This window comes from Marinobacterium maritimum (genome assembly GCF_039523155.1).
Lineage (GTDB): Bacteria > Pseudomonadota > Gammaproteobacteria > Pseudomonadales > Balneatricaceae > Marinobacterium > Marinobacterium maritimum.
In genome coordinates, this window is the sequence record NZ_BAAAET010000003.1 from 154,743 (window position 1) to 181,021 (window position 26,279).

Annotated in this window: 25 protein-coding genes; 14 read left to right on the forward strand and 11 right to left on the reverse strand. The window is 60.2% G+C overall.

Annotated features, from left to right (window positions below; translation table 11 throughout):
- Positions 1–59 precede the first annotated feature (59 nt).
- On the reverse strand, positions 60–1,334 hold the full coding sequence (locus ABD013_RS11685) for a pyridoxal phosphate-dependent aminotransferase (RefSeq protein WP_343806081.1): 1,275 nt from the start codon (positions 1,332–1,334) through the stop codon (positions 60–62).
- Positions 1,335–1,513: 179 nt separating this feature from the next.
- Here ABD013_RS11685 and ABD013_RS11690 point away from each other — a divergent pair, with 179 nt between their 5' ends.
- Positions 1,514–2,431, forward strand: a complete 918-nt coding sequence (locus ABD013_RS11690) for a MurR/RpiR family transcriptional regulator (protein ID WP_343806083.1) — start codon at positions 1,514–1,516, stop codon at positions 2,429–2,431.
- Here the strand turns inward: ABD013_RS11690 and ABD013_RS11695 are convergent.
- The 7 genes from ABD013_RS11695 to ABD013_RS11725 all read right to left on the reverse strand — a co-directional run bounded on the left by ABD013_RS11695 (position 2,428) and on the right by ABD013_RS11725 (position 11,637).
- Positions 2,428–4,179 (reverse strand): GGDEF domain-containing protein, encoded by a 1,752-nt coding sequence (locus ABD013_RS11695; protein WP_343806084.1) that lies wholly within the window; start codon positions 4,177–4,179, stop codon positions 2,428–2,430. The two genes, ABD013_RS11690 and ABD013_RS11695, sit on opposite strands and share 4 nt — an antisense overlap.
- Before the next feature lie 172 nt (positions 4,180–4,351).
- The gene (locus ABD013_RS11700) at positions 4,352–5,353 is read right to left on the reverse strand and encodes a dihydroorotate dehydrogenase-like protein (protein WP_343806085.1); all 1,002 of its coding nucleotides are present in this window, start codon (positions 5,351–5,353) and stop codon (positions 4,352–4,354) included.
- Entirely contained in the window at positions 5,346–8,954 is a 3,609-nt protein-coding gene (gene nifJ, locus ABD013_RS11705) for a pyruvate:ferredoxin (flavodoxin) oxidoreductase (RefSeq protein WP_343806087.1), read from the reverse strand. Before nifJ ends, ABD013_RS11700 begins: the two co-directional genes overlap by 8 nt.
- Before the next feature lie 114 nt (positions 8,955–9,068).
- Positions 9,069–9,659, reverse strand: coding sequence for a CBS domain-containing protein (locus tag ABD013_RS11710; RefSeq protein WP_343806089.1), 591 nt, complete (start codon positions 9,657–9,659; stop codon positions 9,069–9,071).
- A 481-nt stretch (positions 9,660–10,140) separates the two neighbouring features.
- Complete coding sequence (locus ABD013_RS11715; protein ID WP_343806091.1) at positions 10,141–10,551, reverse strand: hypothetical protein; 411 nt, start codon at positions 10,549–10,551, stop codon at positions 10,141–10,143.
- Between the two features lie 141 nt (positions 10,552–10,692).
- The gene (locus ABD013_RS11720; protein ID WP_343806092.1) at positions 10,693–11,043 is read right to left on the reverse strand and encodes a putative quinol monooxygenase; all 351 of its coding nucleotides are present in this window, start codon (positions 11,041–11,043) and stop codon (positions 10,693–10,695) included.
- A gap of 21 nt (positions 11,044–11,064) precedes the next feature.
- Positions 11,065–11,637 (reverse strand): hypothetical protein, encoded by a 573-nt coding sequence (locus tag ABD013_RS11725; RefSeq protein WP_343806094.1) that lies wholly within the window; start codon positions 11,635–11,637, stop codon positions 11,065–11,067.
- 180 nt (positions 11,638–11,817) lie between these two features.
- On the opposite strand from ABD013_RS11725, the gene ABD013_RS11730 reads away from it, so the two are divergent.
- The 6 genes from ABD013_RS11730 (at position 11,818) to ABD013_RS11755 (ending at position 18,116) form a co-directional block, all read left to right on the forward strand.
- Positions 11,818–12,939, forward strand: a complete 1,122-nt coding sequence (locus tag ABD013_RS11730; RefSeq protein WP_343806096.1) for a high-affinity branched-chain amino acid ABC transporter substrate-binding protein — start codon at positions 11,818–11,820, stop codon at positions 12,937–12,939.
- Between the two features lie 64 nt (positions 12,940–13,003).
- Positions 13,004–13,930, forward strand: coding sequence for a high-affinity branched-chain amino acid ABC transporter permease LivH (gene livH, locus ABD013_RS11735; protein ID WP_343807403.1), 927 nt, complete (start codon positions 13,004–13,006; stop codon positions 13,928–13,930).
- Between the two features lie 12 nt (positions 13,931–13,942).
- Positions 13,943–15,199, forward strand: a complete 1,257-nt coding sequence (locus ABD013_RS11740; RefSeq protein ID WP_343807405.1) for a high-affinity branched-chain amino acid ABC transporter permease LivM — start codon at positions 13,943–13,945, stop codon at positions 15,197–15,199.
- On the forward strand, positions 15,196–15,963 hold the full coding sequence (gene livG, locus ABD013_RS11745) for a high-affinity branched-chain amino acid ABC transporter ATP-binding protein LivG (protein WP_343806098.1): 768 nt from the start codon (positions 15,196–15,198) through the stop codon (positions 15,961–15,963). Before ABD013_RS11740 ends, livG begins: the two co-directional genes overlap by 4 nt.
- Positions 15,963–16,664: an ABC transporter ATP-binding protein gene (locus ABD013_RS11750; protein WP_343806100.1), complete on the forward strand. Its 702-nt coding sequence runs from the start codon at positions 15,963–15,965 to the stop codon at positions 16,662–16,664. The genes livG and ABD013_RS11750 overlap by 1 nt, the downstream gene beginning before the upstream one ends.
- A 12-nt stretch (positions 16,665–16,676) precedes the next feature.
- The gene (locus tag ABD013_RS11755) at positions 16,677–18,116 is read left to right on the forward strand and encodes an MFS transporter (protein WP_343806101.1); all 1,440 of its coding nucleotides are present in this window, start codon (positions 16,677–16,679) and stop codon (positions 18,114–18,116) included.
- Here the strand turns inward: ABD013_RS11755 and ABD013_RS11760 are convergent.
- Both ABD013_RS11760 and ABD013_RS11765 read right to left on the reverse strand, forming a co-directional pair.
- A complete protein-coding gene (locus ABD013_RS11760; protein WP_343806103.1) occupies positions 18,071–18,892 on the reverse strand; it encodes a metallophosphoesterase family protein in 822 nt (273 codons plus the stop codon). The genes ABD013_RS11755 and ABD013_RS11760 overlap by 46 nt on opposite strands.
- Positions 18,883–19,812: a diacylglycerol/lipid kinase family protein gene (locus ABD013_RS11765; protein WP_343806105.1), complete on the reverse strand. Its 930-nt coding sequence runs from the start codon at positions 19,810–19,812 to the stop codon at positions 18,883–18,885. Before ABD013_RS11765 ends, ABD013_RS11760 begins: the two co-directional genes overlap by 10 nt.
- A 168-nt stretch (positions 19,813–19,980) precedes the next feature.
- On the opposite strand from ABD013_RS11765, the gene ABD013_RS11770 reads away from it, so the two are divergent.
- The 6 genes from ABD013_RS11770 (at position 19,981) to ABD013_RS11795 (ending at position 24,055) form a co-directional block, all read left to right on the forward strand.
- Positions 19,981–20,760 (forward strand): YbaY family lipoprotein, encoded by a 780-nt coding sequence (locus ABD013_RS11770; protein WP_343806106.1) that lies wholly within the window; start codon positions 19,981–19,983, stop codon positions 20,758–20,760.
- Between the two features lie 105 nt (positions 20,761–20,865).
- Positions 20,866–21,246 (forward strand): hypothetical protein, encoded by a 381-nt coding sequence (locus ABD013_RS11775; protein WP_343806108.1) that lies wholly within the window; start codon positions 20,866–20,868, stop codon positions 21,244–21,246.
- Between the two features lie 184 nt (positions 21,247–21,430).
- Positions 21,431–21,721: an HvfA family oxazolone/thioamide-modified RiPP metallophore gene (locus tag ABD013_RS11780; protein ID WP_343806110.1), complete on the forward strand. Its 291-nt coding sequence runs from the start codon at positions 21,431–21,433 to the stop codon at positions 21,719–21,721.
- Between the two features lie 57 nt (positions 21,722–21,778).
- Positions 21,779–22,633, forward strand: a complete 855-nt coding sequence (locus ABD013_RS11785) for an HvfB family MNIO-type RiPP peptide maturase (protein WP_343806111.1) — start codon at positions 21,779–21,781, stop codon at positions 22,631–22,633.
- On the forward strand, positions 22,614–23,447 hold the full coding sequence (locus ABD013_RS11790) for an HvfC family RiPP maturation protein (protein WP_343806113.1): 834 nt from the start codon (positions 22,614–22,616) through the stop codon (positions 23,445–23,447). Before ABD013_RS11785 ends, ABD013_RS11790 begins: the two co-directional genes overlap by 20 nt.
- Positions 23,444–24,055: an HvfX family Cu-binding RiPP maturation protein gene (locus ABD013_RS11795; protein WP_343806115.1), complete on the forward strand. Its 612-nt coding sequence runs from the start codon at positions 23,444–23,446 to the stop codon at positions 24,053–24,055. The genes ABD013_RS11790 and ABD013_RS11795 overlap by 4 nt, the downstream gene beginning before the upstream one ends.
- Positions 24,056–24,068: 13 nt before the next feature.
- Here ABD013_RS11795 and ABD013_RS11800 read toward each other — a convergent pair whose 3' ends face one another.
- Positions 24,069–25,022, reverse strand: a complete 954-nt coding sequence (locus ABD013_RS11800) for an AEC family transporter (RefSeq protein ID WP_343806117.1) — start codon at positions 25,020–25,022, stop codon at positions 24,069–24,071.
- A gap of 354 nt (positions 25,023–25,376) precedes the next feature.
- On the opposite strand from ABD013_RS11800, the gene ABD013_RS11805 reads away from it, so the two are divergent.
- A complete protein-coding gene (locus ABD013_RS11805) occupies positions 25,377–26,279 on the forward strand; it encodes a DMT family transporter (protein ID WP_343806119.1) in 903 nt (300 codons plus the stop codon).

Sequence of the window (26,279 nt, forward strand, 5' to 3'; positions counted from 1 at the left end):
ATATGGATTATCTCGCATCAAACTCCCGGGTTAACACTTCAAATTACGCAACTGTCTATTCAGTAATTCGAAACCAAACCGCTTCCAAGCTGCCCCAGCCAACCGTGAATCGCATCCAGGCCGGCCAGCACAGGCTGCAGGATGTCATCCAGCTCCGCCTCCTCGGCCTGCAGCGCTGCCGCCCCGTCGAAGTTGACGTAGGAAAGCCGTGTTACCAGCTCGCTTGCGGGCATGCCAAAGGCGCTTCCCGGCAGCAATGCCACGCCGGCTTCCTGCAACAGACGGCTGCACAGCTGGTCGGAAGTGGTAATACCGGAAGCCATCAGCGGTTCTCGCCAGGGCCCGAAATCGGGGAACAGGTAGAACCCGCCCTCGGGCGCTGCCGTGAGTACACCTGCCTCATTCAAGCGAGCGGCAGCCCGCTGCCCAAGACGGGACAGAATCTGTCGCTCTCGCTGGACATAGTGCTCCACCTCAGGCCCGAAGCGGTAGGCCTCGGCCGCGGCATGCTGCACCGGGGCTGCCACACAGGACCAGGTTTCCGATGCCACACCCAGCAGGCGCGGCAACAGATTGCTCGACAGTGCCTCGGGCACATGCAGCACCCCGAGGCGCCAGCCACCGGCCCCACACCATTTCGACAGACCACCGGTGACCAGCGTCCCCTCCGGATAATAACGCGCCAGTGAGCGGTGCTCGCCACGGTGGTGCAACATGCCGTAAATCTCGTCACTGATCACCAGAACCTGATGCCGGCGCATTACCTCGGCCAGGGCCTGCAACTGCGCTTCGCTGTAGGTGGTGCCGCTGGGGTTGCCCGGATAGTTCAGCACCAGCAGCAGCGGCAGCTCGGGGCTCTCCCGGTTCTGGCAGAAGACTTCCAGCATCGCCGGCGTCAGCCGCCATTCCGTGCTGGCATCTGCCTGCAGGCGTGAAACTCGGTGACCCGCCAGTCGCGCCTGAGGTTCGTAGGACACCCAACTGGGTGACACCAGCAAAATCTCGGCACGGGTAAAGGCCGCCATCACGACATAGATCAGCAGTTTACTGCCGGGACCCACGAGTACCCGTTCCGGTTGCCAGTCCACATGATCTTGTTGGCGATGAAAGGTCGCAACGGCCTCTCGCAACGATTTCAGCCCCTGCACAGGCAGATAGGCTTTCTCATGAGCATGCAGACTCAGCACCTCGGTGACGCCGGCCGGCACCGGGAAAGGCGACTGACCGAAGCCGAAGCGATATACCTGCCGGCTGGTTGCCAACTGATCGGAGCGCTCGTTGATCAGCAGGGTTTCGGAATGATTGATCGGGCGAAGAAAGGCATCAATAGACATGGTAAAGGGTTCCTGAGGTCGATCCATGTGCAGTACTATGGACCAAATCAAAACCCTTTCAATTTTATTGATTAGTTTGGAAATATTTTTTCAAAATAACTGACACCCTTAAAAATAAAACAAAAAACAACATTTATATCAAAGGGTTAAAAAACACCCATCAACAGGGCAAAAAGGTTTTGAAATCAACAAGCCACTCTTCGGTCACCTTTCCTCCGGCCTCGCTGGCCGAACTGAGGAAACTGCCCTCGCTGCTCAAGCGTGGCGAGCTGAAATTGCCGATGGGCAAGCGACTGCTGGTTGCGCTCTGCGTGATGCTGGATGACCCCCGCCTGGTCGCCACCCACAGTATTACCGAACTGGCACAGGTCACGGCGGTCAGTCCGGCTTCACTGACACGACTGGCCAAACTGCTCGGCTTCAAGGGATTCGTCCAGTTTCAGAGCCTGTTTCGCCATGCCCTCAGTGAGCCCGGCCGCTACTACAGCGCCCAGGCCTCGGCGCTGGTGAACCCCAGTGAAGAACTGTCGCCTGAGCATCGGATCAGGCAGCACCTGGAGCATCAGGTTGAAAACCTCGCCCAATCCGCCAACCAGCTAAGCGAGCAGAACCTGCGCCAGGCCGCTGAGTTACTGGTCAAGGCACGGCGCGTACGGATCTCCGGCCGACGCCAGTCCTACGGGCTGGCGGCCATCTTCAGCTATATGCTGGGCTTGATTCGGGAACAGGTCAGCGTGGTGGGTTCGTCCGGTGAAGGTCAGGCGCAAGCCTTGGCCGAGCTGGGTTCGAGGGATCTGCTGGTGATGTTCGGCTCCGAGCCCTACAGCCGAGATTCGGTGATGCTGGCTCAGGTGGCCAACCAGCTTCAGCTGCCGCTGCTGACCCTGACCGACAGCCACCACTCTCCGCTGGCACAGCTGGCCGACTGCAGCCTGATCAGTCGCAATGACAGCGCGCTTTACACCAACAGCATGGTCGCCACCCAGTTTCTGGCCGAAACGCTGCTGCTGCAGACCGCTCGCCTGCTGGGCAGCCGGGCAGTAGAGCGCCTGAGTCACCGGGAAGAGTTGATCAGCCGACTGAACGACGAATTCTAGCGGGCGGGACCTTCACCCAGATCGGCCGTATCGGATGCTTCCACCTCGCCACCGATCTCGTCATGAAAACAGTAACAGTTGCGCCCGGCGGACTTGGCCGCATAGAGGGCGGCATCCGCATCCCGCAACAGGGTTTCCAGATCATCCTGACTGGCCAGGTGCGCACCGATACTGAAGGTCATGCACAACTGAACGCCACAGGGAGTCTGCAGGGTTTGCCCCCGAATGACCCGCAGCAGACGCTCACAGATCCGCTGGATCAGTGTGCGGTCGGCATCCCGGATCATCAGCAGGAATTCATCGCCCCCCCAGCGTGCGGCCGCATCATACTCACGCACCACCGAGCGCAGTACCCGTGCCACCAGCTTCAGCGCTTCATCCCCAATTCCGTGGCCATGCAGGTCGTTGATCTCCTTGAACCGGTCCAGGTCGATCCAGATAACCCCCAGGTAACGTTTTTCGCGTGCGCAGCGCTTGAGCTCTTCGATAATCCGCTCATCCATGCCACGGCGGTTGAGCAAGCCGGTCAGCGGATCGGTCTGACTGAGGCGGTTCAGCGCATCGGTACGCTCGCGCACTTTGAGTTCGAGGTTCGTGCGGGCTTCATACACTTCGGTGGTCATCTGCTCGAATTCACTCACCAGGCGCCCGACTTCGCCACTGGCCTTTACCTCCAGCGGCTCCCCCCGATACTCGCCCCGCCGGAACCGCCGGATGGCGGCATCCAGCGCCTGCAGGGGCTCCAACACCACCCGCCCCAACACGACATGAAACAGCAGTACGGTGATCATCAGCGAGATGGCAAAGATCAGCAAGATGGGGTTGAACCGGCTCAGCGGCAGCAACTGATTCAGGTCCATAAGGGTCACTTCATACCAGTCGATCTCGGGCAGATAAGCGACACCGGCCAGATAGCGTACACCCGCTATTTCGACAAAGCGGCTGGCAACGGACTCGGGAGCCGCCCGGACTTCGGCCATTGCTGCCGTCAGAAGGTTCAGATCAGCCGGGGTTAGCATCAGACTCAGACGCTTCTGCTTATCCGGCTGTTTGCCCAGACTGGCAAAATCGATCAGAGACTGGTCGCGGAATAGCTGAATGGCACCCTCATGGTTGACGAACAGACTGCTGATACCCGCGCCTTCGCTGTCGACGAAGTCATCAAGAAAGCTGCTCAGGTTGAGGCCCGTGCCGGCTACCCCCAGCACCTCGCCTTCGGTACCACGCAGCAATACATCGACCCAAAGTTTGGTCACGCCCAGGTGCTGGTCCGGATTGACGTTGAGGTTGAGATCCTTGCCCTGCGCCATCATGTCATAAAACCAGCGATCGGCCGGTTCATGCGGATAAAGGATATAGCGCAGCTGATCGTGGCCGTATTCGTCTTCGGCGTTGTTGTAGTAGTAGCGGCCGTTCCCAGCAATGCCCAGAAAATAGTTGTTGTCTTCGAACGCATCGCGGTAGCGCTCCAGTTCAGCCAGCGCACGATATTCAAGCACGATATCATCCGGCTTCTGCAGCCACTCCAAGAGCAGTGGCGAACTTGCCAGCTGCCGCGCAAGCACGATCTCACGCAGCAGCGGCTGGAGCACGCGCTGCTTGTCATAGCGGACCTGCTTTTCCACATAGCGCAGGGCCCACTCGGTAATGATCCCTTCGGCCAATGCCTGTACAGAGACCCAGACCGCCAGCCCGGATGCGAGCATCAGTACAGCCGCCAACAGGCTGAACCTAGCCTTTAGCTTCAAGCATGACCTCCCTGCGTTTCGGCATTCTAGCCCCTCTTGTGTCCAGACGGACTAATATAGACTACCTTGACTCGATAACGTAGCCAACAGGCGTCGCTTGCCGCATTTTACACGCCGAAAATCTGTATAACCCTCTAAAAAACAAGGAAAAACATGCTCTTTACCGGCGGCATCAAGGGTGCCAGAGATCCAGCGTATCCAGATAGTTGGCCCTCTCCCAACCGGACGGATCAGCGGCATTGGCATGGCAGACGCTGCCGCGCAGCTGGTCCAGCGACTCGTATTCCTTGTCATCCAGCCAGTTCAGCATCTCGGCTTTCATCTGCCCCAATACCGATTCTCCCTGCTGCATCAGCACGCTGGCCAACTGAGCGACCTGGGCGCCGACCAGCTGGGTCCTGATCACATCCTCCGCCGAGTGCACACCACCGGTAACGGCGATATCCAGGCCCACCTGAGCCCGCATGATGGCTGTCCAGCGCAGACGTTCATTCAACTCATCGGCTGTGGACAACTTCAACTGAGGAATGATTTTCAGGGTATCCAGGTCCAGCGTCGGCTCCAGAAAGCGGTTGAACAGCACCACAGCATCGGCTCCCTGTGCCTGCAGTTGCGCTACCAGGTGCACCGGACTGGAGAAGCGCGAACTCAGCTTCAGCGCCAGCGGCAGCTCGGGTACCGCCTGGCGCACCTCGGAAAGCACATCCAGATAACGCTGCTCCACGGCGGCGCCGCATTCCTGTGCCGAAGCAGCGATATGATAGATGTTCAGCTCCAGCGCATCGGCACCGGCGCCGGCCAGTTGGCGAGCATACTCGGCCCAGCCACGGGAGCTGACACCATTGAAACTGGCGATGACCGGAATCTGCAGCCGCGCCTTCATCTCAGCCAACCGCTCCAGATAATGCTCCTCAGCCGTTCTGAAGCTGTCCGGTACCGGCAAATAGTCATCAGCCTCACCGTGACCAATCTCCTGCTCATAAAGAAAATGATGCAGCAGTGCATGATCCCGGGAGCACTCCTCCTCGAACAGGCTGTGCATGACGATGGCACCAGCGCCGGCGTCTTCCAGGCGACAGGCCCCTGCCAACGTAGCGGTCAGCGGCGATGCCGAAGGCACCAGCGGGTTATCCAGATCCAGTCCCAGATAGTGGGTATGCAAACGCTTACTCATGTTCATTCTCCTCCTTGGGCTCAGCCACCACTTCCCAGCTCAATCCGGCCAGCTGCTCATAGCGGTGGTAGCGCTGGCTGACCTCCTGCTGCGCCTGCTCAAGGAAGGCCCGGGCGGCCTCGGGATTGGAACGTGCCAGCATGCTGAAACGGGCCTCTGTCCGCGCAAAGGCCTCATAGGGGATCGAGGGCGACTTTGAATCCAGCTTGAGCGGGTTCTCTCCCTGCTCCGCACGGCGCGGATCATGGCGCAACAGCGGCCAGTGCCCCGACTCCACGGCCAGGCGCTGATGCTCGTGGTTATCGGCCATGTCGAAACCGTGAGCGATACAGGGCGAGTAGGCGATGATCAGCGAGGGGCCGTCCCAGGACTCAGCTTCCTGGAAGGCGTGCAGGGTCTGCACATCCTTGGCGGCATAGGCGACATGCGCCACATAGACATGTTCATAATCCATGGCGATGCGTGCCAGATCCTTCTTCGCCACCGGCTTGCCGCCGGCAGAGAACTTGGCCACCGCGCCACGCGGGGTGGCCTTGGAGGTCTGGCCACCGGTATTGGAATAGACCTCGGTATCCAGCACCAGAATGTTGACGTTGCGCCCCGAGGCCAGCACATGGTCGAGGCCACCGTAGCCGATATCATAAGCCCAGCCATCGCCACCGACGATCCAGACGCTCTGCCGGCAGAGCTTGTCCGCCAGCGCGCCTAGCGTTTCCGCCCGGGGATCATCCAGCCCCTGCAAGCGTTCGCGTAACCGCGCCACCCGCTCGCGCTGCGCCTCGATGCCGGCTTCATCCCCCTGCTTCGCATTGAGCAACTCGTCCACCAGGTGAGCATCCAGCCGGTCGCTCAGCGCCTGCAACAGCTCGCGGGCGAACTCACTCTGCTTGTCCAGCGCCGCCCGCATACCCAGACCAAATTCGGCATTGTCCTCGAACAATGAGTTGTTCCACGCCGGCCCCCGCCCTTCGGCATTATGGGTCCAGGGGGTGGTGGGCAGGTTGCCGCCATAGATGGAGGAGCAGCCGGTAGCGTTGGCCACCAGCATGCGGTCACCGAACAGCTGGCTGAGCAGGCGGATATAGGGCGTTTCACCGCAGCCCGAACAGGCACCACTGAACTCGAACAGCGGCTGCATCAGCATGGAGCCCTTCATCGTATTCGCTTTCAGTGCAGTACGATCAAACTCCGACAGCTGGCTGAAAAACCTCCAGTTGGCCCGTTCACGTTCGAGAATCGCCTCCTTGGGTACCATGTTCAGCGCCTTCCGGCTCTGGTTGGACTTGTCGTGGATCGGACAGATCTCGACACAGAGCGTACAGCCGGTGCAGTCATCCGGCGAAATCTGGTAACTGATCAGGGTATGTTCGGGGAAGTCGCGTGCGCCCTTGATCGGCACCGCCTTGAAGCCCTCCGGTGCCTGTTTCATGTGTTCTTCGGGAAACGCCTTGGAGCGAATCACCGAGTGCGGACAGACGAACACGCACTTGCCGCAATGGGTACACAGGTCCTCTTCCCACTGCGGCAGCTCTCGTGCCAGGTCACGCTTTTCGTAGGACGCCGTACCGCTGGGCCAGGTGCCATCCACCGGCATCCGGCTGACCGGCACAGCATCGCCACGACCGGCGATCAGTTCGGTGGTCACCTCGCGGACAAAGCGACTGGCCTCCTCCACTTCTACCTGGTGCATCGGAATCAGGCTGTCAGACTGTTCCGGCACCCGGAACTCGACCAGATGGGTCAGTGCTGTATCGATTGCCGCCAGGTTCATGTCAGCGATGCGGCGACTGCGACGACCATAGCTGGATTCAACGGCCGCCTTGATCTGTGCGATCGCCTCATCCTGCGGCAGGATATCGGTCAGTGCGAAAAAGCAGGTCTGCATGATGGTGTTGATGCGCTTGCCCAGTCCAGCCTCGGCCGCTACCTGGTAGGCATCGATCAATGACACCCTCAGCTGCTTGTCGATCATCGTCCGCTGCACCGGTGCCGGCAGGCTGCGCCAGAAGGCCTCGCCACTGAGATCAGTATTGATCAACACCCTCGCACCCTCGGCCGCCTTGTCCAGCATCGGGTAGCGCTGCAAAAACTGAGGCTGGTGGCAGCCGATAAAATCGGCCTCGCCGTCCTGAATTTCGTACGTCGAAAGGATCGGTTCGGGGCCAAACCTCAGATGGGAAACGGTCACGGCACCGGATTTTTTCGAGTCGTATACGAAGTGCCCCTGGGCATAATGCCCTGCTACACCGCCGATAATCTTGATGCTGTTCTTGTTGGCCGAGACGGTGCCGTCGGCGCCCAAGCCGTAGAACACCGCCTGCACCTGCCGCTCGGCGGCGTCATTGCGGAAGCCGCTGTCCCAGCGCAGACTGAGGCGGGTCACATCATCGTCGATGCCGACGGTGAACTGGCGCTTGCCCCCCGACTGCGCCAGCCGTTCGAACACCGCCTTGACCATCCCCGGGGTAAACTCCTTGGATGACAGGCCGAAGCGTCCACCCAGCACCCGCGGCAGCCCTTCTCCGGGCCAACCACCTTCACTGCAGGCTTCGAACACCGCCGTGGCCACATCCTTGAACAGCGGCTCGCCATCGGCACCCGGCTCCTTGGTCCTGTCCAGCACCGCGATCGCCCGAACACTGGCCGGCAGTGCCGCCAGCAGGCGCTCCGCCGCAAAGGGCCGGAACAGGCGCAGGGTCAGCAGGCCCACCTTCTCGCCACGAGCGTTGAGATGATCCACGGTCTCCTGCACGCAGGCCGCCGCTGATCCCATCACGACAATCACCCGCTCGGCATCCTTGGCGCCATGATAGTCATACAGCCGGTACTGGCGTCCGGTCACCGCGGCGAAACGGTCCATGGCGTTCTGCACGATCGCCGGAAAGGCATCATAGAAGGGATTGGCCGCCTCACGCGACTGGAAGAACAGATCCGGGTTCTGCGAGGTACCGCGAATGAACGGATGCTCCGGTGACAACGCCCGCTCGCGACAGGCCTGTACCAGCCTCGGATTGATCAGGCTGTGCAGCTGATCGGAACTGATCACCTGAACCGGTGTAATCTCGTGACTGGTCCGAAAACCGTCGAAGAAATGCAGTACCGGTACCCGACCTTCCAGCGTCGCCATTTCGGCTATGCAGGCCATATCCATCGTTTCCTGGGCATTGCCGGAAGCGAGCAGAGCGAAACCGGTCGTACGCGCCGCCATCACATCGCTGTGGTCACAGAAAATCGACAGCGCATGCGTCGCCACCGAACGAGCGGCGACGTGGAACACCGTTGGCGTCAGCTCGCCAGCGATCTTGAACATGTTGGGGATTTTAAGCAGCAACCCCTGAGAGGCCGTAAAGGTGCAGGTTTTGGCCCCGGCCTGGAGTGCGCCGTGAACGGCCCCCGCTGCGCCGGCTTCACTCTGCAGCTCGATCACCTGGGGCACGGTGCCCCAGAGATTGCGCCGACCGCGGTCGCTCCAGCTGTCGGCCAATTCACCCATCACCGAAGCCGGGGTAATCGGATAGATGGCGATGACATCATTGAGCTGATGCGCAATGGTTGCCGCCGCCTCGTTGCCATCCATCATCCGTGTTTCTGACCTGGCCATACCCCACTCCTGTTGCCCTGAATTTGGCACCCAGTATGGCAGATCCGAGCGCGGGGGAGGTTGACCTGAGCCAACCTCTCCCGCTCCCGCGTCACGGCAGTCGATCAGTTTGAATCAGACCGCCTCGCCACGGCCAAAGAGCGCATCCACTAGATCACGGAAGCTGGACGCCTGCAGGTTGATTTCGACTGGCACCTGTAATCGGCGCGCAATTTCACTGGCGGAGATGATGCCGCAGATTTCGTGCGAAGCGGGATCCACCACCAGCATGTGCATGCTGCCTTCATTGCGCAAGGTCTTGAGCAGATCCCCGATGGTGCCCTGCTGCAGCGCTGACAGCGGCACCCCGCGCAGCTTGTCGCGGCTGACCATCACATCCTTGATGCTCAGGTCATCACGCTTGAGCCCCAGGCTGGTCGCCTGACTAAGCACTTTGCGGCTTTCCAGGTCGATCACGGTCAGAATACCGCGGAAGTCTCCACTGCTGTCGGTCACGATCACCGAGCGCACGTGCACCTTGCGCATCGCCTGAGTGGCATCACTGACACTTTCGGTCAGACTCATGGTCAACGGGGGAATCTGGCGGAAGTCGGTCATTACCGTTTCGGCGGGAGAGTCCAGACTGGTGATTTCATGACCGGCCCCGGCCGCCAGACGGGTGTAATCTTCAAGCCCTATGGTTTTCAGTTCGTGGTAGTTCTTCATCTTGATGCTCCAGGCGCTGCACCAGCGCTCCGTTCTGAATTCAGATCGGCCCTGTGCCGATAATGTGTTGCGGGCGATGATTCAGACGAACGGTGGAGCTCGCGACCGGTAGGCGGTGAGCGGTATTGGAGGCCGGCTTTCGAATCCTGTTGCCACACACGCACAAGGCTTGCATTCAAGCAGGCATAAAGGCCGCTGTGGCAGGAAGGGATCGAGGTCGTTCCGGGTGTCACTCTGCAGGTCGGCATCGACGACTTCAAAGCTCGCACTTCCCGATACCGAGGCGGAAACCCCAGCGCCGCCAAGGCCGTAAAACAGCAGCAATGCCAACAACAGCAGGACAGACGACTTGCCGGCCATGCAGGCCAGGGGAATCTCGGCAGTACGCGTAGTAGATGCGGTCTCTGATCGCAACGGATCAACCTCGATAAGCGGATGAATCACGTTCAGAATAGACCTGTCAGCCTGACAGTCAACCGTTTCATCCCTGGATCACGCGGCCGCGATACACCCTCAGAGTCGCGCTGGAGGCCACCGGTGACGGCGCAGGCTCCACCACCTCAACTCGGTGCTTCTCGATGGCAGGTGCCGCAGAGAAACCCAGTTTTAGCAGCAACGGCTCCGCCTGTTCCGGCAACAGGGTTTCCATCAACGGGTAGATCAGGTCCGGGGTGAAGGAGAAGCGCAGCGGTGCCATGACAGCCAGTTGCGACAGTGCCGCCTCGTTGCACAACCCGTTGTGGGCAACGCCCAGCAGCTGCCCTCGGGACAGGACAATCTGTGCCGCGTGGTTGTCCACCGTAGCAATGAACAGGGTGCCGGTGGCCTTCTGTCCGATCAACTCAAAAAGTGACGTTTTCAATCCGCTGAAGTCAGCTGCACGACTGGCCATGGCTCCCTCCGTCTATCCATATTCACGAGCGCTGCTGGATACTAAAAGGGATGAAGCAAAAAGCGGACCAGCCTCAAACCGGTCTTTCCGGCTTGGAACGGGTCCGCTGGTGTACGTGTTGCACTTTAATAGTGCACTGACTTACCCGATCTGGGGCGCGTCGTAGTCTTCCGGTTCATCGGTGTAGATGCAGACGTTCCAATCCTCGGCCAGACCGTCTTCAGCCTTGCAGTAGCGTTCGAAGAATTCGACGATCTCCTTACGCTGACAGTGCGCCTCGAAGCTCTCCATGTCACTCCAGATTTCATGAAACACGATCGGAAAACTACTGCCCTCGGCAAAGGGGCTGCTGATGTGCCGAGTTACCGTGTACTGCACACAGGCATCCTCACGGTGGGCATTGGGCTCCAGCGACTGAAGCACCTTGAACAGTTCACGCTCCTTGCCGGGCTTGGGTTTGAACTGGGCGGTGCAGTAAACCAGTGATGACATCTTCAACTCCTTGAGGGTTGGTTATTGCGTAAATTCCCGGTCCAGCCGGGCAATATGGGGAAGAACCTGATGTTTGTCGGCCTCAGGCACCCGGGCCAGGGCCTCAGCAATGATCAGCGCCTGCTCTACCTGTACGCGCTGTTCCGCTGGCAGCAGCTGCAGCATCTGCGGGTCCATGCCTTTCATCTGTTTGGCCAGCAGCAGCATCTCCGGGCTCTCGGATTCCGCCTTGATGGCACCATAGGCCAGCACCACCCGATCGCCGACCCGGGCCCAGCTTTCCGGGCTGGTAAAACCGCGCTGTTGCACGATCAGGATCAGCGCCTTGTAATGATCGTCATGCTCTCGTTTCAGCGCCATGACCGCACGCTGGTGTGGGTCAAAGGACTCTCCCGCCTTGGGGCTGATCTCGCGCGCCAGAAAAGTTCCCTGACCGGCAGCCTTCATGCGCTCGCCCAGTTGCTTTACCTCAGCCAGCGAGTCCAGATAGGCCTCGACCTGCTGCGGCCCCAGTGCCGCAGCCAACAGCGACGTCGGTGTCCACAGCAGCACGAACAGTGCCAATACCATTTTGATGCATGCTTTCTGAACCATTGCTTTCCTCCACCTGAGTCACCGATTGCGCGCAGTCTAGCAGAACCGTTCAGGCGCCACGAAGCATCTTCGCAGGGTCTGAAAAACTGTGTAATAATCAAGTCGATAGTCGTACAACAAAGATAATAAATCGGTGCCTCTGCAAGCGCTGAATAATGACTAACCCATGAGGGGAACAGAATGAAACTGAAACATGGAACCTTCGGTAAGACCCTGATCGCTGCCGGTACCCTGATGGCAGCATTGAGCGCTCACGCCGAGACACTGAAGATCGGTATCGCCGGACCGGTCACCGGCCCCGTGGCACAGTACGGGGATATGCAGAAGATCGGCGCCTTGATGGCGATCGACAAGATCAACGAAGCTGGCGGCATCAACGGCATGACGCTGGAAGGCGTGATCTACGACGATGCCTGTGACCCCAAGCAGGCGGTGGCGGTCGCCAACCGTATCGTCAATGACGAGATCCGTTACGTCATCGGGCACCTGTGTTCCAGCTCCACCGAGCCGGCCTCTGATATCTACGAAGAGGAAGGGGTGATGATGATCACTGCGGCCTCCACCTCGCCCAGCATCACCGAAAAGGGCTACCAGCTGATTTTCCGTACTATCGGCCTCGACAGCCTGCAGGGCACCCTGGCAGCGGAGTACATCAAGGACAGCATCAAGCCACAGCGCCTGGCGGTCATTCACGACAAGCAGCAGTATGGTGAAGGTCTGGCCACCACGGTCAAGAACATCCTCGCCGAAGCCGGTACCGAAGCGGTCATGTTCGAGGGTGTAACCCCAGGTGACAAGGACTTTTCTGCCCTGATCGCCAAGCTCAAGCGTAACGATATCGACTTTGTCTACTACGGCGGCTATCACCCTGAGCTGGGCCTGATTCTGCGCCAGTCCCGCGAAAAAGGCTTCGATGCTCCCTTCATGGGGCCTGAAGGGGTGGTGAACTCTGACCTGGCCGCAATCGCCGGCAAAGCGATGGCGGGCGTGCTGGCCACGGCACCGAAGAGTTTCGATCAGAACCCGGAAAACGCGGCCCTGGTAGAGGCATTCAAGGCGCGTGATGAAGATCCGTCCGGCCCCTTCGTGTTCCCGGCCTACTCCGCCATCCAGGTGATGACCGAGGCAATGACCGCCACCGGCAAAAACGATCCCTATGAGTTGGCCGATTACCTGCGTGCCAACCGCTTCGACACCACCATCGGCGAGATCGGCTTTGACGAGAAGGGCGACCTGACCGAGCCGACCTTCGAGATCTATACTCTCCACGCTGACGGCAGCAAGACACCGATCGGCAAGTAATTACGGCACCATCAGGCTCTTCCCCTCACTACAGGCGGGAGAGCCCTCTGTCTGAGGGCGAATGATGACTGAGACCAGCCTCTATGTACTTCAGCAGCTGATCAACGGACTGACCATCGGCTCTACCTACGCCCTGATCGCCATCGGCTACACGATGGTGTACGGCATTATCGGCATGATCAACTTCGCCCACGGCGAGGTGTACATGATCGGCACCTATACCGCATTCATCACCATCATTGGTCTGCTGACCATGGGGGTCGGCTCGCTGCCGATCATCCTGTTGCTGGCGCTGATGACTGCCATCATCATCTCGTCGACGTACGGCTATGCCATTGAACGGGTCGCCTACCGCCCCCTCAGGGGCGGCCCCAGACTGATCCCGCTGATCACCGCCATCGGCATGTCGATCTTCCTGCAGAACTACATCCGACTGGCCCAGAGCTCCCGTGACCTGGCGATGCCGGCACTGATCTCAGGCGGCATCGAGTTCGGCGATCCGGAGATATTCGAGGTGACCATCTCCTGGATGCAGCTGATCATCTGGGTCGTCACGCTGATCTCAATGACCAGTCTGGCCCTGTTCATCTCCCGCTCCCGCCTCGGTCGTGCCTGCCGCGCCTGTGCTCAGGACCTGAAGATGACCAACCTGCTCGGCATCGACACCAACCGCATCATCGCGCTGACCTTTGTCATCGGTGCTGCCCTGGCGGCGGTAGCCGGTGTGTTGCTGGGCCTCTACTACGGCACCATCAACCCCTACATCGGCTTCATGGCCGGTCTCAAGGCATTTACCGCCGCGGTGTTGGGTGGCATCGGCTCCATCCCTGGCGCCATGCTCGGTGGCCTGATTCTGGGCGTCACCGAGGCCATGACCGCGGCCTTTTTCCCGTCCGAGTACAAGGATGTGGTGGCCTTCAGCCTGCTGGTCCTGATTCTTTTGTTCCGCCCCACCGGCCTGCTCGGCAAGCCGGAAGTGGAGAAGGTGTAAGAGGAGTCGATGATGCGAAGAGCACTCTTTCCCGCCCTCTTTGCGGCGGGCGTAACCTTCCTGCTGACCTGTCTGGTGATCGGCGTTCGTCTGGAGCAGGACGGCCCCAACCTGACCGTCGTCGGGGCTGACGCCGAAACCTGGAGCTGGATCGCCATTGCGATGCTGGCCGTGTTTCTGGTACAGCTGTTCCACGGCCCCCTGTCAGCACTCAAACAGCGCCTGCCCTCGCCGGACGTTACCGGCATGCTACCCGACCAGCAGCTGCGCGCCCGACTGCGTCCCTGGCTGATCGCACTGGTGGTCGTCGGCCTGCTCGTTTGGCCGTTTATGGTGTCTCGCGGTGCCGTTGACCTGGCCACGCTAACGCTGATTTATGTCATGCTGGGACTGGGCCTCAATATCGTGGTTGGCTTTGCCGGCCTGCTCGACCTGGGCTACGTAGCCTTCTATGCCGTGGGAGCCTATACCTATGCCCTGCTGTCCGAGTATTACGGCCTCTCCTTCTGGGTCTGCCTGCCGCTCGCCGGCCTGATCGCCGCCACTTTCGGCTGCATTCTCGGCTTCCCGGTGCTGCGCCTGCGCGGTGACTATCTGGCCATCGTAACCCTTGGGTTTGGCGAGATCATCCGTATCCTGCTCAATAACTGGACCAACGTGACCGGAGGCCCCAACGGCATTGGCGGCATCGACAAGCCAAGCCTGTTCGGGCTGGAGTTCAGCCGCCGCGCCAGCGAAGGCAGCCAAACCTTCCACGAGTTTTTCGGCATCAGCTACAACAGCAGTCACAAGGTGATCTTCCTGTATCTGGTCGCCGTGCTGCTGGTGCTGATCACCGTATACGTAATCAACCGCATCCAGCGCATGCCGATCGGCCGCGCCTGGGAAGCGCTGCGCGAAGACGAGATCGCCTGCCGCTCACTGGGCCTGAACCCGACGGTGATCAAGCTGTCCGCGTTCACCATGGGCGCCTCCTTCGCCGGCTTCGCCGGATGTTTCTTTGCCGCACGCCAGGGGTTCATCAGCCCCGAATCCTTCACCTTCATCGAGTCGGCGATCATCCTCGCCATCGTAGTGCTGGGTGGCATGGGGTCGCAACTGGGCGTAATCCTGGCGGCTATCGCCATGACCATCCTGCCGGAACTGGCACGTGAGTTTCAGGAATACCGCATGCTGATGTTCGGCGGTGTCATGGTGCTGATGATGCTGTGGCGCCCACAGGGCCTGCTGCCGATGAAACGTCCCCATCTGGAGCTGAAAACCTCATGAGCGAAAATCTGTTAGACGTTTCGGGTCTGATGATGCGCTTCGGCGGGCTACTGGCGGTGGACGGTGTCAGCCTGCAGGTCAAACCGCGTCAGATCCATTCCGTGATCGGCCCCAACGGGGCCGGCAAAACCACCGTGTTCAACTGCATCAGCGGCTTCTACAGCCCCACCGGGGGTGAGATCCGCTACCGTGGCAAGGCGATTCAGGGCATGACCGGTCATCGCATCTCCCTGCTCGGGCTGGTGCGGACCTTCCAGCATGTGCGCCTGTTCGCCAACATGACGGTGATCGAGAACTTGCTGGTGGCACAGCACCGCCACTTGAACACCAACTACTTTGCCGGGCTGGTCAAGACACCGTCCTATCGTCGTCGCCAGCGCGAGGCGATGGACCGCGCCGCCCACTGGCTGCAACAGGTCGATCTGCTCGAGTTTGCCAACCGCGAGGCGGGCAACCTCTCCTACGGCCAGCAGCGCCGGCTGGAGATCGCCCGTTGCATGGTGACCGAGCCCGGCTTGTTGATGCTGGACGAGCCCGCCGCCGGCCTCAACCCCAGGGAAACCTCGGAACTGGACCAGCTGATCCTGCGCCTGCGCGAGGAACAGGACATCTCGGTGCTGCTGATCGAACACGACATGGGACTGGTCATGGGCATTTCCGACCACATCACCGTGATCAATCAGGGTGCGCCGCTGGCCGATGGCACGCCGGATCAGATCCGCGAGAACCCCGCTGTAATCAAGGCTTACCTGGGAGAAAGCTGATGCTGCGACTGGATAACGTTTCAACCTTCTACGGCAAGATTCAGGCGCTGCACAACGTCTCGCTGGAAGTGAACAAGGGCGAAATCCTGACCCTGATCGGTGCCAATGGTGCCGGCAAGACGACGCTGATGATGACTATCTGCGGCGATCCGCGTGCCCATGGCGGCCATATCGAGTTCGACGGCCAGCAGATTCAGCAGATGAACACCGCTGACATCATGCGCATGGGGCTGGCGGTCGTCCCGGAAGGACGTCGCATATTTTCCGCCATGACGGTGGAGGAAAACCTGTTCATGGGCAGCTTCTTCCGCAGCAAGGGTGAAGCGGAAGCCCAGCTCGACCATGTGCTGGAGCTGTTCCCACGCCTGAAGGAGCGTTTCAGCCAGCGCGGTGGCACCATGTCCGGTGGCGAACAGCAGATGCTGGCCATTGGTCGCGCGCTGATGAGTCAGCCACGCCTGCTGCTGCTCGATGAACCCTCGCTGGGGCTGGCACCGATCATCATCCAGCAGATCTTCGAAATCATCGAAAAGCTGCGCGATGAAGGGGTCACCATCTTTCTGGTGGAACAGAACGCACACCAGGCATTAAGGATTGCAGATCGGGGCTACGTGCTGGAGAATGGCCGCATCGTGATGAGTGGCAGCGGCGAAGCCCTGCTCAACGATGACAGTGTTCGTAAAGCTTATCTTGGCGGTTAATGGACGACTCGAATGCGCCTACTGGTCATCTCCTTGCTGGCACTCTTTGCCAGCCTATCCCTGCTGATTGTCGGCAACTCCTTCCTGATCACCCTGCTGGGCCTGAGATTCAGCCTGCTCGGAATTGAACCTTCCACCATCGGTATGGTGATGGTGTGTTATTCGGCCGGCTTCGTGATCGGCTCGCTCTATGCCGACCGGGTGGTAAGGCGCGTCGGTCATATCCGGGCCTTCGCCGTCTTTGCCGCGGTTGCGGCGATGGCGGCACTGATCTATCCAATGACCTACAACGTCTGGCACTGGGGCATCTTGCGTGGAATCAACGGTCTGACCATCGCGGCACTGTTCATCACCATCGAAAGCTGGTTCAGCGCGGTGGCCAGCAACAGTAACCGTTCCAAGATCTTTTCGCTGTACCAGATTGCCGCCTACTCCGCCGCTGCCGGTGGGCAGCTGCTGATCGGCGACAACAACCCGATCAACTATGCCCTGTTCACGCTGGCAGCGCTGTTCATCGTTGCCGGCATCATCCCGCTGTCGCTGTCACGGATGCACTCACCGGAAGTCACCGACACCGGCGATAGGATGTCTCTGCTGGAACTGGTCCGGCTGGCCCCGCTGGGCTTCATCGCCGCCTTTACCAGTGGCATCTTCCTCGGCTCCTTCTATGCCCTGGTGCCCCTGTTTGCCAGCCTGACGGGACTGGAGAACGAACAGATCTCCATCTACATGTTCGCGTCCATCATGGCCGCGATGCTGTTTGCCTGGCCTATCGGCTGGGTCTGCGACCGCGTGCAACGCAGCTATGTGTTGATGCTGATCTCCGTACTCACGGCGGCCACCGCGGCCGCCAACGCAATACTGGTCGATAGCGAATTTGCCTGGCGACTGCTGGCACTCTGCCTCTGCATGGGGCTGGGCTCCACCGTATACTCGATCGGCGTCGCCATCACCAACGACATGATGGACAGCTCACAGATCATCGCTGCCAGTTCCGGACTGATGCTCAGCTACGGCATCGGCAGCGTTTGTGGCCCGCTGATCAGTTCGGCCCTGATGGAATACTTCCAGCCTTCTGCCCTGTTTCAGACCCTGGCAGTTGCTTTGGGTGCCATGGCTCTGTTCACGCTATACCGCCAGTACCGGGTACCGCCGTTGCCGCTGGAGGCTCAGGAACATTTTATACCCGCCATTCCTGACGTCCACGCCATCCCCGAGATGGACCCGCGTAACGAGGAGTTCGTGGATACTCCGATCGAGGAGCTGTTCGATCACCCTCCGGCCGACGTGGAAAGCGGCGATGAAGGCGAACTGATGGCCGAAAGAAAAGCGCAGACCGTCAAGGATGAACCGCACCCGGGCATTGCGGAACAGACAGCAAAGGGACAGGACAACACTGACGCGACTCAACCGGCGCCCGATGAGTCCGGCCTGCCCCGCAGCGGCAACTGAAGCTGCTCGGCGCAAAGAAACCCCGGCAACACCGGACTGAAATCCCAGCGTGACAGCAGGAGTTCCTCCTGCGCCGAGTGCCACTCGATCAGGTTGAACGAATTGGCCTTGTGGTCACGTACCCGGCGAGAAACGGCGGTGCCGGCCTGAAATGTCCAGCAGTTGGACGGCACGTCTGGATAGCGCCGATCAAGGCGGGAACAGAAGGGATAGTGGATGTGGCCAGCCAGGTAGAGCTGCATGCCGGCCCGGCTCCAGGCCCGTACAGCAGCTTCGGCGCCTGCGGCGATATTCTTCTCATCAACCTCCAGTACCGCCTCTACCGGGTGATGGCCCATGACAATCTTGACCCGGGCATCGCTCAGTTCGAGCTGGCGTGACACTGCCGCCACCTTGGCGGTACTGAAACTGCCATCGATATGTTTGCCCGGCCGCGTCGTGTTCACTCCCACCACCAACACTTCGTCAGACTGGTAACAGGGTGCCAAATCACAGCCAAACGTACGGCGGAAGTGCGCATAGGGAGCCACCAGGCGTTGCCACAAATTGAACAGCGGCAGGTCATGATTGCCCGGCACCGCTAACAGGGGTGTCAGCGGCAAGCGAGCCAGAAAACGTTCGCAGGCCTGAAACTGTGCACGCCGGGCTCGCTGGGTAATATCCCCGCTGAGCAGCAGCAGGTCAGGCTCCAGCTGGTGAATCACCTCGACCAGCGCGGTGACCACTTCTGGCCGCTCGGTGCCGAAATGCAGATCGGACAACTGGATCATGCGCATGGCGATGCTCCACCCGGTACCAGGCAGCGATAGGCATCCTGCCGAGTTTCCAGCACCAGTGGCGAGCGACAACGGTGCAATTCGCCATCTACGGCCACCGTCAGGTGGCTCCTCCGGGTGGACACCTGGAGCCACTCGGTCAGGAAGTAATCCAGCTGCTCCAGTCGCTTCAACTCGCCCTTGAGACTGGCCCAGAGATAACGACACAGGGCCAAAGGCGCATCGGACTGCATTACGAACACCAGCATTTGCCCCCGTTCTATCCCTTCAATCTCGGCCAGTTCGAAGTTTTCCAGCTGACTGGGACTGACACTGGCCAGCAACATCGGCGCCGTTTCAACCTGGTGCTCGCCATCATGCTCCAGACACAGCCTCCGTCCCCGCGCCCGGGTCAGAAACACCCAGATACCACTGAGCAGAGAGACCAGGCGATTACGCCCAGTGACTGCACTGACCTGCTCACGAGCGGCGATAATACGTGGGTAGACGCCGATACTGGCACTGACACTGAAAGGGATGCCGTTGATGCTGGCCAGGGAGCAGCTCCGCTCCCGCCCGTGCAGCAGCACGTCGATGGCCGCCTGATGATCGATCGGAATACCCCGGTCCCGGGCAAAGAAATTGAAGGTGCCACAGGGGATCACGCCCAGCGCCACCCCGCTGCCGGCCAGAGCCGATACCGCCGCATTGAGCGTGCCGTCGCCACCGGCCACCACCAGCACCGCTCCGGTTTCGACACAGCGCTGCACCAGCTGTTTCAGTTGTGACACCAATGCCCGCTTCGGCGTAAGCCTCAGCAGGGCCTGCAGCTGCTCCTCCGGTATCCGTTGCCGAATCTGCTGCTCCAGCACCGCATCAGCCTGATCCCCCGCGGTTGTATTGATACAGACCAGAAAGCGGCGCCCGGAGTCTGACATCATGGCTATACTCCTGATGATCAAGGGAAACTATATACAAGTCTATGGCATCTCAGGGCACGCAGAGGCGCTATCGGCTGACTCACAGCTCCCCCGAAGTAAGATCCACAGCGGGGAACCCTCGCAATGAGCTGAGGTCTTACCCCTGCTAATTTTCAAGGAGAGTCCAGCATGTTTATTGCCCGCCCACGTTCAGGCTACCTGACCTCACTGCTCGCAGCCACGATGCTGCTTACAGGATGCAGCACCCTGACCGGACCAGAGCACCATGAGGTATCCGGCCAGGCCCTGTACCGCGAGCGAATGGTTCTGCCGGCCGACAGCCGCCTGGAAGTCCGCCTGCAGGATGTCTCCCGCGCCGATGCGCCGGCCGTGCTACTGGACATGATCGTCCGCGACAATATCGCCACGCCCCCCTATCCGTTCAGTTTTCGCGTACCGGCCGATCAGCTTCAGCCCGGTCACCGTTACGCCGTCAGCGCCCGGATTTCCACTGGCGACCGCCTGATGTTCACCACCGATAGCCACTACGGTGTACTGGCCGGAGAGGAGGACACCAACCTGATGCTGGTGATGAAGCGGGTCGCCAGCCAGGCCCCCCAGGCCTCTCTGCAGAACACCTACTGGAAGCTGGTCAGCCTCAATGGCGCAACGATCGAGCTGCGTGAGGGCCAGCGTGAACCGCACCTGATCCTGAAGCAGGGCGACCGTGTCCAGGGATTCTCCGGCTGCAACCAGTTCATGGGTCAGTTCAGTCAGCAGGATAGCAGCCTGCACTTCGGCCCCATCGCCGGCACCATGCGCGCCTGCGTACCGAGTATCGACTACGAGCACCGCTTCCTGCAGCTGTTACAGGGAAGCGTGAACTGGTCGATCGACGGCGAGCAGCTCAAGCTGAACAATCCCGACCAGGGGCTCAAGGCCACTTTCAAAGCAATTTATTTCAAGTGATAAAACTGTAAGTTTTCGCGAATGTCCGCTACTAATTAACAGGCAGCGACCAGGAAAAAGCTGCTGGTCAACAGGGATATCTGACTCAAACCTAGGGTGAGCACCATGATTTCCTTACGCAAAGTGTTACTGACCGCCTCTCTGGCCGTGTTGGTAACCGGCGGACCTCAGGTCGCAGTGGCAGAAGGCATGCCGATGATGTCGACCTCAAGCTCCGCGGAAATTGGACACGTACAGTGGGACTGGTGGCGAAACCAAACTGCCTCCAGCGGCTATACCCCATGTGAAGAAAGTATGGCCAATGTAGCCAAAGCACCGGAAATGGGCCCTGTCGCTCAAAACTGGTGGCAAGAAACACACATTCATCGCGATACCGGCGAGTCGATGATGTCTGGCACCTCCAGTGAATTGGGCAACGTGCCCTATGAGTGGTGGCGGTACAGCCACAAGGGCGGACACGACATGCTCAAGGCTGAACACTGCTAGGCCGTTTCGCAGTTCCACTATCAAAAGCCCTCTTCGGAGGGCTTTTTTGTACCTGAAAAAAGTTTTTAATCCTGTGTAAGGATCGCCTCGGCAACACGACTGATTAGCAGAACCAAACGAAACGGCCCAAGGCAAACGCCCGGTCGACTCGGATTCTTGCAATCAAAACAACGAGGTAAACATCATGTCCATGCATACTAAACCGACCATCGCTGCCGTAGGTACCGCCTTTTTGCTCGGCCTGGGTGCTACATCCGGAGCCGTAGCCGCAGAAAACCCCTTTGCCGCTCAGCCCCTGAGCAGCGGCTATGCTGAACTGGCCGAAGCCAGTTGTGGGGCCGACAAGAAAGCTGAACAGGAAGCCAAGTGCGGCGAAGAGAAAGCCGACCGTGAAGGCAAGTGCGGTGAAGACAAAGCTGCAAAGGCTGAAAACGAAGGTAAATGCGGCGAAGCCAAGTGCGGCAGTAACCAGTAAACCGCCCGGCCACTGGCTCTTATCTGGAGCCGGTGGCCTCTTGCAACAGGAGCAACCATGCGTACTTCAAGTGCTCAACCGCTTCAGGGTACCGGTCTGGGACTCAGACGCCCCATGCTCAAGGAACTGCCCGATACCGACCTGAGCGACATCGATTTTTTCGAAGTAGCGCCCGAAAACTGGATGCAGATGGGCGGTCGCCTGGGACGCCAGTTTCGTGCCCTGACCGAGCGCCACACCTTCAGCGCCCACGGGCTCTCGTTGTCACTGGGCGGCCCCGAGCCTCTCGACCTGAATTTTGTGGACCAAATCGGCCAGTTTCTCGATCAGCACGGCATCGCCCTGTACAGCGAACACCTGAGCAGTTGCAGTGATCATGGCCACCTCTACGACCTGATGCCAATTCCCTTTACCGAGGAGGCCGTACATCATGTCGCCGCACGTATTCGCCAGGTGCAGGACCGGCTGCAGCGTCGCATCGCCATCGAAAACGTAAGCTACTACACGCCACTGGCCACCGAGTTGACTGAATCAGAATTCATCACGGCGGTACTGGAAGAAGCCGACTGCGACCTGCTGCTCGACGTCAACAATATCTACGTCAACAGCATCAACCAGCGCTACGACGCTGAAGCCTTCATGCTCAGGCTGCCGGCTGAGCGTGTGGTCTGCCTGCATATGGCCGGCCACTATCAGGAGGCCGAAGACCTGCTGGTGGATACCCATGGCGCCCCGATCATCGACCCGGTCTGGTCGCTGCTGAGCAAGACTTATGAGCACACCGGTCCGGTGGCAACCCTGCTTGAACGCGATTTCAACCTGCCACCACTGGCCGAACTGCTGCAGGAAATTCGCCAGATCCGCCAGTACCAGCTACAGGAAGCCTCACGCCATGACCGCCTCAGTGCCTGAACCCGACTTCATCCGGCGCCAGCGGCGCTTTGCCGACCAGATCCGCAACCCGGAGCAGCCCCTGCCGGAGGGTGTCGAAGCTCGCCGCATGCAGGTGTACGTAGACCTGTTCTTCAACAATATTGCCGGCTTCCTTGAAGGTGCCTTCCCGGTCTACCGCAGCCTGTGCAGCGATGTCTTTTGGCAGGCCGAGGTGCGCCGCTTCATGCAGGAGTACGGTTCAGAAAGTCCGCTGTTTCGGGATCTGGCCCAGGCCTATCGCGACTATGTGGACAACACGCGCACGCCCCAGCCGGAAGACCCGCCTTTCCTGCAGGAACTGCTGCACTACGAATGGGTCGAGCTGGCGCTGGATATCGCCGAAGAGGATCCCTTTGCTGACTGGCCGACCGCGAAGCTCAATACCGCCCAGCTTCTGCAGCAGCACCCGGTGGTGTCGCCGCTGGCCTGGTCGCTCGGCTACCAGTGGCCGGTGCACCGCATCAGCGCCGAGTTCCGCCCCGATGAAGCGCCTGAACAGCTCAGCTGGCTGCTGGTCTATCGCAACCGGGAAGACCGGGTGAAATTCATTGAACTGAACGCGGTCAGCGCCCGCCTGCTCTGGCTGCTCAATGAGCACCCTGAAATCAGTGGCGCCCGGGTACTGGAACAGATCGCCGACGAGCTGCCGCAGATCCCGCGCGACAACATTATCCAGGGCGGACTCGAGCTGCTACAACAGTTTCTGCGTGACGGCATTGTGCTTGGCACCACCCGCTGCTTGGAACCGAACCCCGACACTGAAGCCGGGATCTGCAAGGAGGTGACATCATGAACCGACTGACCACCGCCTACCGCCCCCTGCAAGCCGCCCTGCAGCAGTTGCAGTGGGGCGACGGCCTGGCACCGCTGCTGCTGCGCCTTTATCTGGCCCCGATCATGCTGCAGGCCGGCTGGAACAAGCTGAGTCATTTTGAAGATACCGCGGCCTGGTTCGGTAACCCTGAGTGGGGGCTGGGATTGCCCTTCCCCGAGTTGATGGCGGCACTGGCCGCCGGTACCGAGTTCTTCGGCGGAGCCCTGCTGCTGATCGGGCTGGCGGTACGCTGGGTCAGCATCCCGCTGATGATCACCATGGTGGTTGCAGCGGTCAGCGTGCACTGGGATAACGGCTGGCTGGCCATTGCCGACCCAACGAGCTGGCTGGCCAACGAGCGGGTGATGGAATCCGCCGAACGGTTGCAGCGTGCCCGCGCCATCCTGCAGGAATACGGTCACTATGACTGGCTTACCGGACGCGGTTCCGTTGTCATTCTCAACAACGGTATCGAGTTCGCGGCGACCTATTTCGTGATGCTGTTGAGCCTGTTCTTCACCGGCGGCGGCCGCTTCACCAGCGTGGATTACTGGCTGGCGCGCAAAACCGGCTTAGGCGTGAGCTAGCAGAAACCTGCCCTTAGAGGGACATCGGCAGCATATTGGCCAGCCCCAGCAGCCAGAGGATCAGGTTGATGCTGAGGAAAGAGATCGCCGTGGCCACCACCAGAGCCGGGGCACAGAGCGCGGACTGGCCGTAGCGCTCGCCCAACAGCGACAGGACGCTGGCCATCGGCATCGCCGCCATGATGATGGCGATCGCCTGCATGGCGGGGTCGAAGTCCGGCAGCAACCAGACGGCCAACGCCACGATGGCCGGGTGCAGCAGCAGCTTGAAAGCCGTCATCTGGCCAATGTCGACCATCCGCCCCTTAACCGAACTGCTGACCAGGCTGCCGCCGATCACGAACAGCGCCACCGCCGGAGCCGAACGGCCCAGCATGCCCACCGCCTGGTCCAGTGCTTCCGGCAGGTGCAGTTCCAGCCAGGAAACCAGCAGTCCAGCCGCAATCGCCAGTACCAGCGGGTTGGTCAGGGTGCTGCGGAACAGCAACGCCGCCCGGCGACCTGCGCCCCCCTGGCCAGAACACAGCTCGGCCAACACCAGTCCCAACGGAATCAGGATCAGCAGGTCGACCAGCATGGTCAACGCCACCGCCACGGCCGCCGCCGAACCGAACAGTTCGCCGGCCACCGCCAGGCCGATAAAGGCACTGTTGGCCAGTGTGGAGCCCAGGCCCTGAAACGCCGACTCCCAGCAACTGGCGCCACGCCCTTTGGCACTGAGCGTAAAGGCCAACAGCAGCAGCACGGCCGAGCCGAGCGCATAGGCTCGGATGTACTCAAAATCCAACGACTCCTCCACCGGACGTGATGCCATCGACTGAAACAGCAGTGCCGGCAGCGCCAGCTTGATCACGTAGCTGCCCAGAGACGGCAGGGCCGACTCGCTAACCCAACCGGCACGTACGGCAAAGTAACCGATGGCGATCAGCATGAAGATAGGCAGGGTCAGGAGAAAAAGTTGGAGCATCGCACCTCCGAACAGCATTTGATTAATATATTAATAAGGTGTCGATATTGTGCAGATTCCCTACGTCCGGCTGAAGCGATTAATTTTCAGCCAATAGGTGTGTTTTTTTCATGGTTGACCCACCTGATACGATGAAGGATGATGAAAACTCATCAGTAAGGAATCCTTCCATGCAGCTCTTGAATTGTGCACCCGCCGTCATGCGACGAGTCGAAGCCATCGGTGTCCCGCCGAAGGCGAGACTGTGCGTTGAGCTGCCAAGCCCTGATCTGTTCTGATTTAATTTTTCTCAAGGCCGCAGCTGTTTCTGCGGCCATTGTCGCTGAAACTGCGGCCGACTGACACGGAGCGGTTATGTCGGTACCCATTTCCTATCTCGCGGTGGTGTTGATCTGGTCCACCACCCCTCTGACCATCGCCTGGAGCAGCGAATCGGTCGATCCTGTGCTGGCCGCCGGGCTGCGCATGGCGATCGCAGCCGTCCTGGGTCTGGTCCTGATGGCCCTGTTGCGCACGCCACTGCCGCTGCATCGTCGTGCCCAGAAAACCTATGCCTGTGCCGCCATCGGTGTATTCGGCGCCATGTGCTGTGCTTACCTGTCATCGCGTTATGTGCCCTCGGGACTGATCTCGATCATGTTCGGCCTGGCGCCGATCCTGTCTGCCGTGCTGGGCCAGTGGCTGCTGGACGAACCCCGTTTTCGAGCCTATCGCTGGGCCGCCTGCCTGCTGGCCTTCAGCGGGCTGGCGGTCATCTTTACCGATGACGTGGCGCTGGGGCCCGACAGCCTGACCGGCCTGTTGCTGTTGTTGCTGGCAGTCACCCTGTTCAGTCTCAGTGCCGTACTGGTCAAGCGCTGTAACGGCCAGCTCAACCCGCTGGCCCACACCGTGGGCGCCCTGATCTGGTCCCTGCCCGGCTTTGCCATCACCGGCTGGCTGCTGAGCACAGGCCCCGTGGAGATCGATGTCGCCAGCCGGTCCTTCTGGTCGATCATCTATCTGGCCACCTTCGGCTCACTGCTGGGCTTCGTCTGCTACTTCCATGTACTGCGCCACCTGCCGCCCAGCACCGTGGCGCTGGTCACCCTGATCACACCGGTGTTCGCGCTGATGCTGGGTCACTGGCTCAACGACGAGCCGCTGACACCAGGCCTCTGGCAGGGCTGCCTGCTGGTGGTTGCCGGACTTGGACTATTCTTCTGGGGCCACCGCCTGCAACCGGAGCCGAAACCAGAACCGGCCCGACAGGACTGA

Coding starts and splice junctions, on each gene's coding strand:
- ABD013_RS11685 (WP_343806081.1), bottom strand. CDS start 1,334: ATGTCTATTGATGCCTTTCTTCGCCCGATCAATCATTCCGAAACCCTG.
- ABD013_RS11700 (WP_343806085.1), bottom strand. CDS start 5,353: ATGAGTAAGCGTTTGCATACCCACTATCTGGGACTGGATCTGGATAAC.
- nifJ (WP_343806087.1), bottom strand. CDS start 8,954: ATGGCCAGGTCAGAAACACGGATGATGGATGGCAACGAGGCGGCGGCA.
- ABD013_RS11710 (WP_343806089.1), bottom strand. CDS start 9,659: ATGAAGAACTACCACGAACTGAAAACCATAGGGCTTGAAGATTACACC.
- ABD013_RS11715 (WP_343806091.1), bottom strand. CDS start 10,551: ATGGCCAGTCGTGCAGCTGACTTCAGCGGATTGAAAACGTCACTTTTT.
- ABD013_RS11720 (WP_343806092.1), bottom strand. CDS start 11,043: ATGTCATCACTGGTTTACTGCACCGCCCAGTTCAAACCCAAGCCCGGC.
- ABD013_RS11725 (WP_343806094.1), bottom strand. CDS start 11,637: ATGGTTCAGAAAGCATGCATCAAAATGGTATTGGCACTGTTCGTGCTG.
- ABD013_RS11730 (WP_343806096.1), top strand. CDS start 11,818: ATGAAACTGAAACATGGAACCTTCGGTAAGACCCTGATCGCTGCCGGT.
- livH (WP_343807403.1), top strand. CDS start 13,004: ATGACTGAGACCAGCCTCTATGTACTTCAGCAGCTGATCAACGGACTG.
- ABD013_RS11740 (WP_343807405.1), top strand. CDS start 13,943: ATGCGAAGAGCACTCTTTCCCGCCCTCTTTGCGGCGGGCGTAACCTTC.
- livG (WP_343806098.1), top strand. CDS start 15,196: ATGAGCGAAAATCTGTTAGACGTTTCGGGTCTGATGATGCGCTTCGGC.
- ABD013_RS11750 (WP_343806100.1), top strand. CDS start 15,963: ATGCTGCGACTGGATAACGTTTCAACCTTCTACGGCAAGATTCAGGCG.
- ABD013_RS11755 (WP_343806101.1), top strand. CDS start 16,677: ATGCGCCTACTGGTCATCTCCTTGCTGGCACTCTTTGCCAGCCTATCC.
- ABD013_RS11760 (WP_343806103.1), bottom strand. CDS start 18,892: ATGCGCATGATCCAGTTGTCCGATCTGCATTTCGGCACCGAGCGGCCA.
- ABD013_RS11765 (WP_343806105.1), bottom strand. CDS start 19,812: ATGATGTCAGACTCCGGGCGCCGCTTTCTGGTCTGTATCAATACAACC.
- ABD013_RS11770 (WP_343806106.1), top strand. CDS start 19,981: ATGTTTATTGCCCGCCCACGTTCAGGCTACCTGACCTCACTGCTCGCA.
- ABD013_RS11775 (WP_343806108.1), top strand. CDS start 20,866: ATGATTTCCTTACGCAAAGTGTTACTGACCGCCTCTCTGGCCGTGTTG.
- ABD013_RS11780 (WP_343806110.1), top strand. CDS start 21,431: ATGTCCATGCATACTAAACCGACCATCGCTGCCGTAGGTACCGCCTTT.
- ABD013_RS11785 (WP_343806111.1), top strand. CDS start 21,779: ATGCGTACTTCAAGTGCTCAACCGCTTCAGGGTACCGGTCTGGGACTC.
- ABD013_RS11790 (WP_343806113.1), top strand. CDS start 22,614: ATGACCGCCTCAGTGCCTGAACCCGACTTCATCCGGCGCCAGCGGCGC.
- ABD013_RS11795 (WP_343806115.1), top strand. CDS start 23,444: ATGAACCGACTGACCACCGCCTACCGCCCCCTGCAAGCCGCCCTGCAG.
- ABD013_RS11800 (WP_343806117.1), bottom strand. CDS start 25,022: ATGCTCCAACTTTTTCTCCTGACCCTGCCTATCTTCATGCTGATCGCC.
- ABD013_RS11805 (WP_343806119.1), top strand. CDS start 25,377: ATGTCGGTACCCATTTCCTATCTCGCGGTGGTGTTGATCTGGTCCACC.